Here is an 11952-nt window from a genome sequence, read left to right on the forward strand (position 1 = left end):
CAGCATGAAAGAGCTGATTGTTGAACGGTTTGAGCCGGTAACCCTGGTCGGGGCGGGCGCGGTGGATCCCGGGGATCTGGAGGCGGCGCTGGCGCTGGCACCGGTGCTGGTGGCGGCGGATGGCGGCGCAGCCCATGCGCTGGCGGCGGGGCATCGGCCGGTCGCCGTCATTGGCGATCTGGATTCGCTGTCGGCGGATGTGCAGGCGCAGCTCGCCCCCGGCACGCTGCACCATGTGGCCGAGCAGACCACGACGGATTTCGACAAGGCGCTGCGCGCGATCTCTGCGCCGGTGGTGCTGGGGGTCGGGTTTCTGGGCGGGCGGATTGATCATCAGCTGGCCGGGTTCAATACGCTGATGCAGCCACATCCCAGCCCCTGCGTGCTGCTGGGGCCGCAGGAGGTGGTGTTTCATCTGCGCGGCGAGATCGCCCTGCCGCTGGTGGCGGGGGAGGTGGTCTCGCTGTTTCCGATGCAGCGGGTGAGCGGCTGGTCGGAGGGGCTGGAATGGCCCATCGAGGGCTTGCAGCTGGATCCGATGGCGCGGGTCGGGACCTCCAACCGGGCGACGGGGCCGGTGCGGATCCGGGCCGATGGGCCGGGGCTGCTGGTGATCCTGCCACGGGCGCGGCTGGGCGTGGTGGTGGGTGCGCTGGCTGCTGGCTGAGGCTGGCGGGTCAGACGGCCGGCTGTTCCGGCGCGATGGGCGGGTCGCGGGTGAGCAGCGCAGCCCGCTCGGCAGCACTCTTGCGGGATTGGATCTGACGCTCGCGCAGGATCACGAAGAGACCGGCCGCAACGGTGATCACAATCCCTAGGGCGGCAATGCCATTGGGCAGGTCGGCAAAGATCCACCAGCCAAACAGCGCGGCCACCGGAATCTCCAGATATTGCATCGAGGCGAGAGTCGCGGCAGGCGCGTAACGCAGGCTCCAGGTCATCAGCAGATGGGCGGCGGTGCCGAGGCTGCCGATGGCGGCCAGCAGCCCCCATTGTTCGGCGCTCGGCGTCACCAGCGACAGGGCGGGGATGTCCGTGACCTGTCCCAGCAGCAGCACCGGCAGCAGCATGACACAGGCCATGGTGCCGGAGACCGCCTGAAGGCCAACCGGATCGGTGTCCTTGGCGATCTGGCGGGTGACCAGCATGAACAGGGCAAAGACCACGGCGACCATCAGGGGCCAGAGCGCATGCAGGCCAACGGCGGCAAAGCTGGGCTGAATGACCAGAAGCGTGCCGCCAAAACCGACGATGCAGGCCAAGAGGCGCATCATGCCGACCTCTTCGCCAAGTACGTATTTGCCCAGCAGCAGCATGATGAAGGGCATCACAAAGGCGATGGCCACCGCATCCGCAAGCGGCAGGTATTTGAGGCCGGTGAACATCGCGCCGATGCCCGCGATATGCAGCAGCGTGCGCAGGAAGGTAAGCCAGAGCACGCGGCCCCGCATCCGCCACAGGCGCCCGGTGGCCCAGATCAGCGGCACCAGCAGCAGGACCTGCGCGGCAAAGCGGACAAACAGCAGCTGCCCCAAGGGGATATGAGCGCCCAGCAGTTTGGCCACCGCGTCACCCAAGGGGGCGACGATACAGAAGCCGAGCATGAGCAGGATGCCTAGTGAGGGGCGGTCATGAGTCATAACGCCACGCTAGGCGTGGTGGCGGGGGGATGCAAGTAGGGGTTGAACCCGGCTGCGAAACCCCTGCGTGGACCGGGCCGCTATGGGCCCGATCCTGTGGGATTATGGTTCAGCAGTTCGGCACGTTCACGGCGAGGCCGCCGAGGGAGGTTTCCTTGTATTTGTCGTGCATGTCGGCGCCGGTCTGGCGCATGGTCTCGATACAGGCGTCCAGCGGCACGAAGTGCTGGCCGTCGCCGCGCAGGGCCAGCGACGCGGCGGAGACCGCCTTGATCGCCGCGAGGCCGTTGCGCTCGATGCAGGGGACCTGGACCAGGCCTTTGACCGGATCGCAGGTCATGCCGAGGTGATGCTCCAGCGCGATCTCGGCAGCGTTTTCCACCTGCTCAGGCGTGCCGCCCATCACCGCACAGAGACCTGCGGCCGACATCGCGGCGGCGGAGCCAACCTCTGCCTGGCAGCCGGCCTCGGCGCCGGAAATGGACGCGTTGTATTTGACCAGCCCGGCAATGGCGGCGGCGGTCAGCAGGAAATCCTCAACATGGGATTCGGACGCGCCCGGTACGTGGTCGAGATAGTAGCGGATCACCGCCGGCAGGGTGCCTGCGGCGCCATTGGTGGGGGCGGTCACGACCTGACCGCCGGCGGCGTTTTCCTCGTTCACCGCCATCGCATAGACGCTCATCCAGTCATTGATGGTGTGCGGCGCGTTGATGTTCATGCCGCGTTCAGCCAGCAGCGCATCGTGAATGCCCTTGGCGCGGCGGCGCACCTTGAGGCCGCCGGGCAGGATGCCGTCGCGCTCCAGTCCGCGGTTGATACAGTCGTTCATCACCTGCCAGATGCGGGCGGTGCCTTTGGTAAGGCTCTCTTCGCAGCCGCGCGCGATTTCGTTGGCGCGTTTCATCTGGGCGATGGATTTGCCGCTGGCCTTGGCCATCTCCAGCATTTCGGCTGCGGATTTGAACGGGTAGGGGACCGGATCGCCTTCGTCGGTGGCCTTGCCTGCGGCCAGCTCTTCCTCGGTGAGGACAAAGCCGCCGCCAATGGAGTAGTAGACCTGTTTCAGGATCACGTCGCCCTGGGCATCGGTGGCCATCAGGATCATGCCGTTGGCGTGGCCCGGCAGGGCGTGATCATAATCGAAGATCATGTCGGCCTTGGGGTCGAAATGCAGCGCGCCCAGACCCTCGGGGTGCATTTTATGGGTCTTGTCCAGCTCCGCCAGAAAGGCCTCGGCTTTGGCGTCGTCATAGTCATGAGCGACAAAACCGCCAAGCCCGAGGATGGTGGCGCGGTCGGTGGCATGGCCGACACCGGTGAAGGCAAGCGAGCCATGCAGCGAGGCGCGCAGCCCGTGAAAGTCGAAGGGCGAGGCGCGCATCAGGTCCAGAAACTTCGCGGCGGCCACCATCGGCCCCATCGTGTGAGAGGAGGACGGGCCAATGCCCACTTTGAACATGTCGAAGACGGAGAGAAACATTAGGTCGCTGATCCTTCTGGCGGCTGCGCGAGATGTGGCTGTGTAAACGGGGTCGGGCCAAGGCCTTCGGCGATGGCGGCAGTAACTGTGCTGGCGCGGGTCTCAAGCCGGGAGAGCAGCCGGGCGAGGTCCGGGGTGTCGCTCAGCCGGAACCAGCTGCGGTCGCTGTTGCGCGGATAGAGCGCCATCCAGCGCATCATGCAGGCCAGATAGAGCGCAAGTGCGCTGGGACCGGCGCGATCATCGCTGGCGGAGGGGCCGATGAACAAGGTCGGCGCGGTTGCGCAGGCGGCGTCCAGATTGCGCAGATGCGTCGCGATGCGGACCTTTAGCATGGCCTGAAGCCGACGCTGGTCGTCCGGCGCCGCACCGATGTATTTTTCAGGATAGAACAACATGCGCAGATCGGCATGAAGCGTGTTGGAGGCATGAAACAGCCACTTCAGGAAGGCGGCGCGCTGCGGGCTGTCGGGGGCAGGCACCAGCGCCGTCTCGGGGTGTGTGTCGCCCAGCCACAGCAGGATGGCGGCGGTTTCAAAGATCGCACCGTCGGGGGTCTCCAGCACCGGGATCAGCCCGGTGGGGTTGAGCGCACGATAGGCAGCGCCATTCTGCGCACCGGCGCGGCGGTCGACCAGCGCGGTGTCATAGCTGAGGCCCATCTCTTCCAGCGCCAGCCGGATCACCAGCGAGGCATTGTCGGGGGCGTAATGCAGGCGATACTTGTCCATCGTGGAACCATTCTAAGATCTCCGCCGCCATGGGTAACGCCCGTTTCCGACGTTTCCAATAGGAAACACGCAGTTTGCGCAGAAGCTGGCACAGGTGGCGGCGCGAATGATGCGCCGGACGGTTGAATTCCCGATATCCGTGATCCTACTGTGCGGCGCAATATGCGGAATTGGCTGCAAGGATAAACAGGTGAGAGCGGATGTCGCGCCCTTCTTTTGATGACCTGACAGAGGCCCAGAAACTGCGGTTCGGCAATGGGGTTGGCCCCTATTGGCTGCCGGATCGCCTGCGGGCGCTGATTACCGACACCGCAAGCTGGTTTTTCTGCGATGCCAGCTGGCGGCACCATGATTTCGGCTATGCGGTGGGCGGTGATCGCTGGGACCGGGCGCGCTGCGACTGGAAGTTCTTTTTCGCGATGCTGCATGACGCGGTGACACAGCGCTGGCCCCTGGCGCTGGTGACGGTGCCGACGGCCCTGCTGTTGAGTGTGCTGTTCTATCTGGCGGTGCGGATCGGCGGGCAGTTCGGATCCTTCGACTACCGGCAGGAATACGCGACGCTTGCCGAGATCCTGAGCACATCGCGCTGACCTGCCACGATTATCTGGCCAAATATCCTGCCAAGTATCATGCCCGTTTTTCTGCCCGTATTCTGGAACTGCATTTTATGCCCGTGTTGCGAAATCGTGCGCGCGGGCGCTGGCCTCTCGCGCCGGGGGCGGATTAGGCTTATACCACCAGAAGATAGCTTCAGGGAGATGCTGCCATGACAGGAGAACTATCGCCTATCGACAAGGCCAAGTTCGTTGCCGCCAAACGGGCAGCGGAGATGGTCGAGGACGGGATGCGGGTTGGTCTCGGGACCGGGTCGACGGCGGCCTGGCTGGTGCGTTGTCTGGGTGAGATGGTGCAGACCGACGGGCTGCGGATCAAGGGCGTGCCGACCTCGCGCCGTACGGCGGAGCTGGCGCTGGAAGTGGGCATCGAGGTGGTCTCGCTGGATGAGGCGAAATGGCTGGATCTGACCATTGACGGCGCTGATGAGTTCGACCGGGATCTGAACTTGATCAAGGGGGGCGGCGGTGCGCTGTTGCAGGAAAAGATCGTCGCCACCGCTTCGGACCGGATGGTGGTGATCGCCGACAAGGCCAAGGAAGTCGAGACGCTCGGCGCCTTTCCCTTGCCGGTGGAGGTGATCCCCTTTGGCTGGCAGACCACGCAGGCGCTGCTGGAGGAGACACTGGTGGCGATGGACGTGATGGGCCGCAAGACAACGCTGCGGATGAACGGCGATGCGGCGCTGGTGACCGATGAGGGCAACCATATTCTGGATCTGCATCTCAACCGGATCGGCAATGTGCGGCAGATGGCGCTGGTGCTGAACCAGATCCCCGGCGTGGTCGAGAACGGGCTGTTCGTCGATATCTGTGACACCGTGGTGGTCGGCTATGGCGATGGCAGGGTCGAGGTGCGCGACATCAATGAGGGTACGGTGGAAATCGACCGGCTGGATTTTGTCGAGACCGAGAATCTGTTCACGGATCTGATGGATTGAGGTGAAAGCAGCTTTGTTTTGTCCTGATCGGCGGTAACCATGACTCAATCCCAAGCGAAACCTTCGGCGCCCATGCTTCACCTGCTCTGCGGAAAGATCGCGGCTGGAAAATCCACGCTGGCCTCGCGTCTGGCAGCGGAACCCGCGACTGTCCTGCTGGCAGAGGATAACTGGCTGCACGGTCTGTTCGCCGATCAGATGGCGTTACCTGCGGATTACATGCGCTGCGCGGCAAAGCTGCGTGCTGTCATGGCGCCGCATGTTGCATCGCTGCTGAAGGCCGGGATCTCGGTTGTGCTGGATTTCCCTGCAAATACGATCGACACCCGCGCCTGGATGCGGGATCTGCTGGATCAGACCGGCGCCGCCCATCAGCTGCATCTGCTGGATGTCCCCGATGATATCTGTCTGGAGCGTCTGCGGCTGCGCAACGCCGGGGGAAAACACCCCTTTGCAGCAACCGAAGCGCAGTTTCACCTTTTCAGTAGCTATTTTGCCCCGCCAACTCCACCGGAGGGGTTTAATCTGGTGATACATCGCGCTGCTGAGTGATCCGGCCGGTCTCTTCACGCGCTTTTCACGGTTTCGCGACTAAACCGCCCCTGGGCATAACAATCAGGGCGCAGTGTCCCCACCTGCGAGACTGGCAATTACCTCTGCGCTATGGGATACCTCGCGCAAGATATGAGAAGGGCGACTTATATGAGCTTTGATTACGATCTCTTTGTTATCGGCGGCGGCTCCGGTGGGGTGCGTGCTGCGCGGGTGGCTGCGCAGCAGGGCGTGAAGGTGGCGCTGGCCGAGGAAGACCGTTACGGCGGCACCTGTGTGATCCGGGGCTGTGTGCCGAAGAAGCTGATGGTGTTTGCCAGCGAATACGCAGGGATGGTCGAGGACGCGCAGGCCTATGGCTGGGATCTGTCGCCCGGCAGCTTTGACTGGGATCGGTTCAAGACCAAACTGCACGCCGAGCTGGACCGGCTGGAAGGGATCTATCGGAACATCCTGAAGAACAACGAGGTCGAGACCTTTGATCAGCGTGCCAAACTGGCGGATGCCCATACGGTCGAACTGGCCGATGGCACCCGCAAGACGGCAAAACATATCCTGATTGCCACCGGTGGCTGGCCGATCACGCCGGAGTTCCCCGGCTCGGAGCTGGCGATCACCTCGAATGAGATCTTCCATCTGGAGAAACTGCCCGAAACCATGCTGATTGTCGGCGGTGGCTATATCGCCTGCGAATTCGCCGGCATCATGAACGGGCTGGGGGTCAAGACCACGCAGTATTATCGCGGTGCGCAGATCCTGCGCGGCTTTGATGATGAGGCACGCGGGCTGATCTCCGAAGAGATGTGCCAGTCCGGTATTGATCTGCATCTGGGCACCAATGTGCTGGAGATGCGCAAAGAAGGCGACAAGATCTGGGTGAAAGCGACCAATGGCGATGAGAACCTGTTCGATCAGGTGATGTTCGCCACCGGACGCAGCCCCAATGCCGACAACCTCGGCCTGGAGGATCTGGGCGTTGCCCGTGATCGCGCGGGCGCCATCGTGGTTGACCAGTACAGCCAGACTGGCGTGCCCTCGATCTATGCGGTGGGGGATGTGACCAACCGGGTGAACCTGACACCGGTCGCCATCCGCGAGGGCATGGCCTTTGTCGAGACGGTGTTCAACGGCAATCCGACCAGCCCGGACCATGACCTTATTCCGACGGCGATCTTCACCCAGCCGGAAATGGGCACCGTGGGGCTGAGCGAGGAAGCGGCGGCAGAGCAGGAGGAGATCGAGGTCTATGCGACCTCCTTCAAGCCGATGCAGCAGGCCTTTGCCGGGCGGGCGCAGCGGGTGCTGATGAAGCTGATCGTCTCCAAGGCGACGCGCAAGGTGCTGGGATGTCATATTGTCGCCCCCGGCGCGGGTGAAATGATCCAGCTGGCTGGTATCGCCGTAAAAATGGGCGCAACAAAAGAAGACTTTGATCGCACCGTGGCGGTGCATCCGACGATGTCGGAAGAGCTGGTCACGATGAAGACACCGGTGCGGACGGCTTGATTTTTCAGGCAGAACACACAGGTAGAACACCAAGCCGCGATGGGCGGCAAGATAGGGATTGGACACATATGGCGGGCAATAATGGTGGCCCCTGGGGGGGCGGCGGCTCTTCTGGCGGCTCAGGCAACAGAGGCAACAACCAGGGCGGTGACGACAACCGGGGCGGCGGACGTCGTCCTGATGAAGGTCAGATCCCCGAGATCGACGAGCTGGTCAAGAAAGGCCAGGAGCAGCTGCGCGTTCTGATGGGCGGTCGCGGTGGTGGCACCGGCGGCGGCGGTCGCGGTGGTGCTGGCGGCGGCGGTGGCCCGCAGCTGACCAAGGGCACCCTTGCGCTGGGCGCGCTGGCTGCGGTTGGCTTCTGGGCTTTTGCCAGCTTTTACACGGTGAAGCCGGAAGAACAGTCGGTTGAGCTGTTCCTTGGGGAGTATTCCGCAACCGGGCAGCCGGGCCTGAACTTCGCGCCCTGGCCGCTGGTGACCAAGGAAATCCTGCCGGTGACCCGTGAACAGACCGAAGACATTGGCGTCGGTGGCGGTATCAGCTCCGATGCAGGGCTGATGCTGACCGGCGACGAGAACATCGTCGATATCGACTTTCAGGTGGTCTGGAACATCAATGATCCGGCGAAATACCTGTTCAACCTGCGCGATGCCCGCACCACGATCCGCGCGGTGTCGGAATCGGCAATGCGCGAGATTATCGCCCAGTCCGAGCTGGCGCCGATCCTGAACCGGGACCGGGGCGCGATTGCCTCGCGTTTGCAGGACCTGATCCAGTTCACGCTGGATGACTATGACAGTGGGATCAACATCATCCGGGTGAACTTTGACAAGGCCGACCCGCCCGCATCGGTGATCGCGGCGTTCCGGGATGTTCAGGCGGCTGAACAGGAACGTGACCGGCGCCAGAACGAAGCGGATGCCTATGCCAACAACGCGCTGGCCGAGGCCCGTGGTCAGGCGGCGGAACTGCTGGAGAAAGCCGAAGGGTATCGTGCACGTGTCGTGAACGAAGCCCAGGGTGAAGCCAGCCGTTTCTCTGCGGTTCTGACCGAATATGAAAAGGCCCCGGATGTGACCCGCAAGCGTCTTTATATCGAGACCATGGAGAAGGTGCTGAGCCGCGTCGACAAGATCATCCTGGATGAGCAAACCGGCGAAGGACAGGGCGTGGTGCCATATCTGCCGCTTAATGAACTGCGCCGTGGAGGAAGCAACTGATGCGTAAATCAACTCTCTTGCTGCCCGCGCTGGTGATTGTGGCGATCACGGCACTGTCGTCGGTGTTCATCGTCGACGAGCGCGAAAAGGCGCTGGTTCTGCAGTTCGGCCGGGTTGTCTCGGTCAAGGAAGAGCCGGGGCTGGCGTTCAAGATCCCGCTGATCCAGGAAGTGGTGCGTTATGACGACCGCATTCTGAGCCGGGATATCGACCCGCTGGAAATCACCCCGTCGGATGACCGCCGTCTGGTGGTCGATGCCTTTGCCCGCTATCGGATCACCGATGTGAACCGGTTCCGTCAGGCGGTGGGTGCCGGTGGTATCGCAACGGCTGAAAACAGGCTGGACTCGATCCTGCGGGCGCAAACCCGTGAGATCCTCGGCTCTGTCAGCTCAAACGATATCCTGTCCTCGGACCGGGCGGCGCTGATGCTGCGGATCCGCAACGGGGCTATCAGCGATGCCCGTTCATTGGGGATCACCATCATCGACGTGCGGCTGAAGCGGACCGACCTGCCCACCGAAAACCTCGACGCGACCTTTGAGCGGATGCGGGCGGAGCGTGTGCGCGAAGCGACCGATGAGCGTGCCCGTGGTAACGAGGCCGCCCAGCGGATCCGGGCGCAGGCTGACCGGACCGTGGTTGAGCTGGTCTCAGATGCGCAGCGCGAAGCGGAGATCATCCGCGGTGAAGCGGACGCCGAACGCAACGCGATCTTTGCGCAGGCGTATGGCGCGGACCCGGAGTTCTTTGAATTCTACCGTTCGCTCAATGCCTATGCGACCTCGTTGCAGGCCGGGAACTCCACCATGGTGCTGTCGCCGAACAATGAGTTTTTCAACTATCTGAAATCCTCAAGCGGCAAACCGGCAGCGGCTGCGCAGCAATGATCGGCCCGCAGAAGCTTTGCGTGGATTGACGAGACATCAGACAGGGGCTGGCCGTGAGGCTGGCCCCTTTTCTGTAAAAGCTTCCCCGGCGGCAGCTCACCGGGTTTCACTTCGAATTGAATACGTGCAACATTCGTTGTGACGGTTCTTGGAAAGACTACATTAACGCCCATGACCCGCAGCGGATCCAGAGGCGCCCACCCGCCCAGGCCCGCCGCAGGATATGGAATATGGCGACAACTAAGGAGTAGTTTCGTGCAGCCACAGGCAAAGAACAACACAATCAGCGGCGCCCGCGCCCTTGCCCGCGCCCCCGCGCGGCAGGCGACGCAGTGGCGCCTGCTCTGGCTGGCCATGATCAGCACCCTGATGGTGCTGGCGCAGGTGGCCATCGCCCAGGCCCGGCCTGAAAGCCTGGCCCCGCTGGCCGACAAGGTGAGCCGGGCGGTGGTGAATATCACCACGACAACTGTTGTTGAGGGACGCACCGGTCCGCAGGGCATCGTGCCCGAGGGCTCACCTTTTGAGGATTTCTTTCGGGAGTTTCAGGACCGCAACGGCGATCAGGGCGACCGTCCGCGCCGCTCTTCGGCGCTGGGATCGGGGTTTGTGATTTCTGAAGATGGCTATATCGTCACCAACAACCACGTGATCGAAGAAGCCGATGAGATCGAGATCGAATTCTTCCCCGGTGAAGGCCAGCCGTCGCAGCCGCTGCCCGCAAAGGTGGTCGGCACTGATCCCAACACCGATATCGCGCTGTTGAAGGTCGATGCGCCGATGCCGCTGACCTTTGTCAAATTTGGCGACAGCGATCTGGCCCGCGTTGGCGACTGGGTTGTCGCGATGGGCAACCCGCTGGGGCAGGGCTTCTCGCTGTCTGCCGGGATCGTGTCGGCGCGCAACCGCGAGCTGTCGGGGTCTTATGACGACTACATCCAGACCGATGCGGCGATCAACCGGGGCAACTCCGGCGGACCGCTGTTCAACATGGATGGTCAGGTCGTCGGTGTGAACACGGCGATCCTGTCGCCCAACGGCGGCTCGATTGGGATCGGTTTCTCGATGGCTTCCAATGTGGTCAGCAAGGTGGTGAACCAGCTGAAAGAGTTCGGCGAAACCCGCCGCGGCTGGCTGGGCGTGCGCATCCAGGATGTGACCACCGATGTGGCCGAGGCAATGGGTCTGGACAGTGCCAAGGGCGCGCTGGTGACCGATGTGCCGGAAGGCCCGGCGAAAGAGGCCGGCCTGTTGGCGGGTGATGTCATCCTGTCCTTTGACGGGGTCGATGTGAAGGACACCCGCGGTCTGGTGCGTCAGGTCGGCAATACCGAAGTCGGCAAAGCCGTGCGGGTGCGGGTATTCCGCGAAGGCAAGACCGAAACCCTGCGGGTGACCCTTGGCCGTCGCGAAGATGCGCAGCGCCAGAGCACGCCTGCCGCTGGTGATGACAGCGCGCCGGATATGGCGGAGAAACAGCTGCTGGGTCTGACCGTCAGCCGTCTGAGCGATGAGCAGCGCAGCGAGCTGAACGTGCCCGATGGCATGGATGGTCTGGTGATCACCTCGGTGGATGAAAGTTCGGAAGCCTGGGAAAAAGGCATGCGTGCCGGCGATCTGATCACCGAGGCGGGCCAGCAGAAACTGACCTCGATCAGTGAGCTGGAAGCGCGTATCGACGAAGCCAAGGAAGCCGGTCGCAAGTCGCTGCTCTTGCTGGTGCGCCGTGCCGGTGAGCCGCGGTTCGTGGCGCTGAACCTGTCGGAGTGATCCGTCAAGGGCCGCCCGTCGGTGGGCGGCCCGATCTGACCGGTCACCTGCCACAGACAGGCCGCAGACAGGCACCTGACGTGCGCGTAAGGCAGATACCACAACAAGCAGATACAATAACAAAAGGGCCGGGCAGGGATGCTCGGCCCTTTTGCGTGGATCATCACAGGGTGGCGAAATTGCCCCCGGCCCACAGGTCCGGCGTGTCACGGACTCACGCCGACGGGAGGCGTCTGCACATGGGTCCAATAACCCCAGGCACCCCCCAGGCACCTTCTGTTCGATCCAACAAGCTGTTCGTAGATATCCGCCGCCCCAGATGGCGCATTGGTCCCCGGTTGCGCCCGGCGGATGTCCCTGGGTCCCGTCGAGCCATGTGCCGTGACACATGGCTCTTGATGGGACAGGATGCCGTTGGGATGGAACGGATAACGGCAACCTGTCGTGACCATGCCCTGCCCGGAGCGGTCTGGTCTGTAACCCAGTTCACAATGGATTAAGATTTATCCGATTGCCGATCTCGCGCGGTGCGCTTCCCGGCTGGCGAGGGCAGTCTTTGGGAAAAGGTGCGGCGGGAGGATCCGGGGCCTGCGGAGATC

General features: G+C 63.1%; 11 protein-coding genes. 8 read left to right on the plus strand and 3 right to left on the minus strand.

Going from position 1 to position 11952, the window contains the following annotated elements:
- Positions 1-4 precede the first annotated feature (4 nt).
- Positions 5-667, plus strand: a complete 663-nt coding sequence (locus VWZ87_RS12065) for a thiamine diphosphokinase (RefSeq protein ID WP_416535052.1) — start codon at positions 5-7, stop codon at positions 665-667.
- A 10-nt stretch (positions 668-677) separates the two neighbouring features.
- Here the strand turns inward: VWZ87_RS12065 and VWZ87_RS12070 are convergent, their stop codons facing one another.
- From VWZ87_RS12070 to VWZ87_RS12080, 3 genes are all read right to left on the minus strand, one after another.
- Entirely contained in the window at positions 678-1640 is a 963-nt protein-coding gene (locus tag VWZ87_RS12070; protein WP_340546135.1) for a DMT family transporter, read from the minus strand.
- Between the two features lie 109 nt (positions 1641-1749).
- Positions 1750-3123, minus strand: coding sequence for an L-serine ammonia-lyase (locus tag VWZ87_RS12075; protein ID WP_416535053.1), 1374 nt, complete (start codon positions 3121-3123; stop codon positions 1750-1752).
- Positions 3123-3854 (minus strand): glutathione S-transferase family protein, encoded by a 732-nt coding sequence (locus VWZ87_RS12080; RefSeq protein WP_416535054.1) that lies wholly within the window; start codon positions 3852-3854, stop codon positions 3123-3125. Before VWZ87_RS12080 ends, VWZ87_RS12075 begins: the two co-directional genes overlap by 1 nt.
- Before the next feature lie 200 nt (positions 3855-4054).
- On the opposite strand from VWZ87_RS12080, the gene VWZ87_RS12085 reads away from it, so the two are divergent.
- The 7 genes from VWZ87_RS12085 (at position 4055) to VWZ87_RS12115 (ending at position 11353) form a co-directional block, all read left to right on the plus strand.
- Positions 4055-4447, plus strand: a complete 393-nt coding sequence (locus VWZ87_RS12085) for a hypothetical protein (RefSeq protein WP_416535055.1) — start codon at positions 4055-4057, stop codon at positions 4445-4447.
- A gap of 176 nt (positions 4448-4623) precedes the next feature.
- Positions 4624-5412 carry a ribose-5-phosphate isomerase RpiA gene (gene rpiA / locus VWZ87_RS12090; RefSeq protein WP_340546131.1) on the plus strand — a complete coding sequence of 263 codons (789 nt, stop codon included), beginning with the start codon at positions 4624-4626 and terminating at the stop codon, positions 5410-5412.
- Positions 5413-5451: 39 nt separating this feature from the next.
- Positions 5452-5964 carry an AAA family ATPase gene (locus VWZ87_RS12095; RefSeq protein ID WP_416535056.1) on the plus strand — a complete coding sequence of 171 codons (513 nt, stop codon included), beginning with the start codon at positions 5452-5454 and terminating at the stop codon, positions 5962-5964.
- Positions 5965-6114: 150 nt separating this feature from the next.
- Entirely contained in the window at positions 6115-7470 is a 1356-nt protein-coding gene (gene gor / locus VWZ87_RS12100) for a glutathione-disulfide reductase (protein WP_340546130.1), read from the plus strand.
- A gap of 68 nt (positions 7471-7538) precedes the next feature.
- Positions 7539-8693, plus strand: a complete 1155-nt coding sequence (gene hflK, locus VWZ87_RS12105) for an FtsH protease activity modulator HflK (protein ID WP_061049028.1) — start codon at positions 7539-7541, stop codon at positions 8691-8693.
- Positions 8693-9583 carry a protease modulator HflC gene (gene hflC / locus VWZ87_RS12110; protein ID WP_340546129.1) on the plus strand — a complete coding sequence of 297 codons (891 nt, stop codon included), beginning with the start codon at positions 8693-8695 and terminating at the stop codon, positions 9581-9583. Before hflK ends, hflC begins: the two co-directional genes overlap by 1 nt.
- A 255-nt stretch (positions 9584-9838) precedes the next feature.
- Positions 9839-11353 carry a Do family serine endopeptidase gene (locus VWZ87_RS12115; protein ID WP_340546128.1) on the plus strand — a complete coding sequence of 505 codons (1515 nt, stop codon included), beginning with the start codon at positions 9839-9841 and terminating at the stop codon, positions 11351-11353.
- Positions 11354-11952: the final 599 nt, after the last annotated feature.

Origin of the sequence: Phaeobacter sp. JH20_37, from assembly GCF_048056015.1 — a bacterium.
GTDB classification, from domain to species: domain Bacteria; phylum Pseudomonadota; class Alphaproteobacteria; order Rhodobacterales; family Rhodobacteraceae; genus Phaeobacter; species Phaeobacter bryozoorum.

Bases quoted from the DNA above. Each gene is read 5' to 3' on its own strand.
- VWZ87_RS12065 (WP_416535052.1), top strand. From the start codon at position 5: ATGAAAGAGCTGATTGTTGAACGGTTTGAGCCGGTAACCCTGGTCGGG.
- VWZ87_RS12070 (WP_340546135.1), bottom strand. From the start codon at position 1,640: ATGACTCATGACCGCCCCTCACTAGGCATCCTGCTCATGCTCGGCTTC.
- VWZ87_RS12075 (WP_416535053.1), bottom strand. From the start codon at position 3,123: ATGTTTCTCTCCGTCTTCGACATGTTCAAAGTGGGCATTGGCCCGTCC.
- VWZ87_RS12080 (WP_416535054.1), bottom strand. From the start codon at position 3,854: ATGGACAAGTATCGCCTGCATTACGCCCCCGACAATGCCTCGCTGGTG.
- VWZ87_RS12085 (WP_416535055.1), top strand. From the start codon at position 4,055: ATGTCGCGCCCTTCTTTTGATGACCTGACAGAGGCCCAGAAACTGCGG.
- rpiA (WP_340546131.1), top strand. From the start codon at position 4,624: ATGACAGGAGAACTATCGCCTATCGACAAGGCCAAGTTCGTTGCCGCC.
- VWZ87_RS12095 (WP_416535056.1), top strand. From the start codon at position 5,452: ATGACTCAATCCCAAGCGAAACCTTCGGCGCCCATGCTTCACCTGCTC.
- gor (WP_340546130.1), top strand. From the start codon at position 6,115: ATGAGCTTTGATTACGATCTCTTTGTTATCGGCGGCGGCTCCGGTGGG.
- hflK (WP_061049028.1), top strand. From the start codon at position 7,539: ATGGCGGGCAATAATGGTGGCCCCTGGGGGGGCGGCGGCTCTTCTGGC.
- hflC (WP_340546129.1), top strand. From the start codon at position 8,693: ATGCGTAAATCAACTCTCTTGCTGCCCGCGCTGGTGATTGTGGCGATC.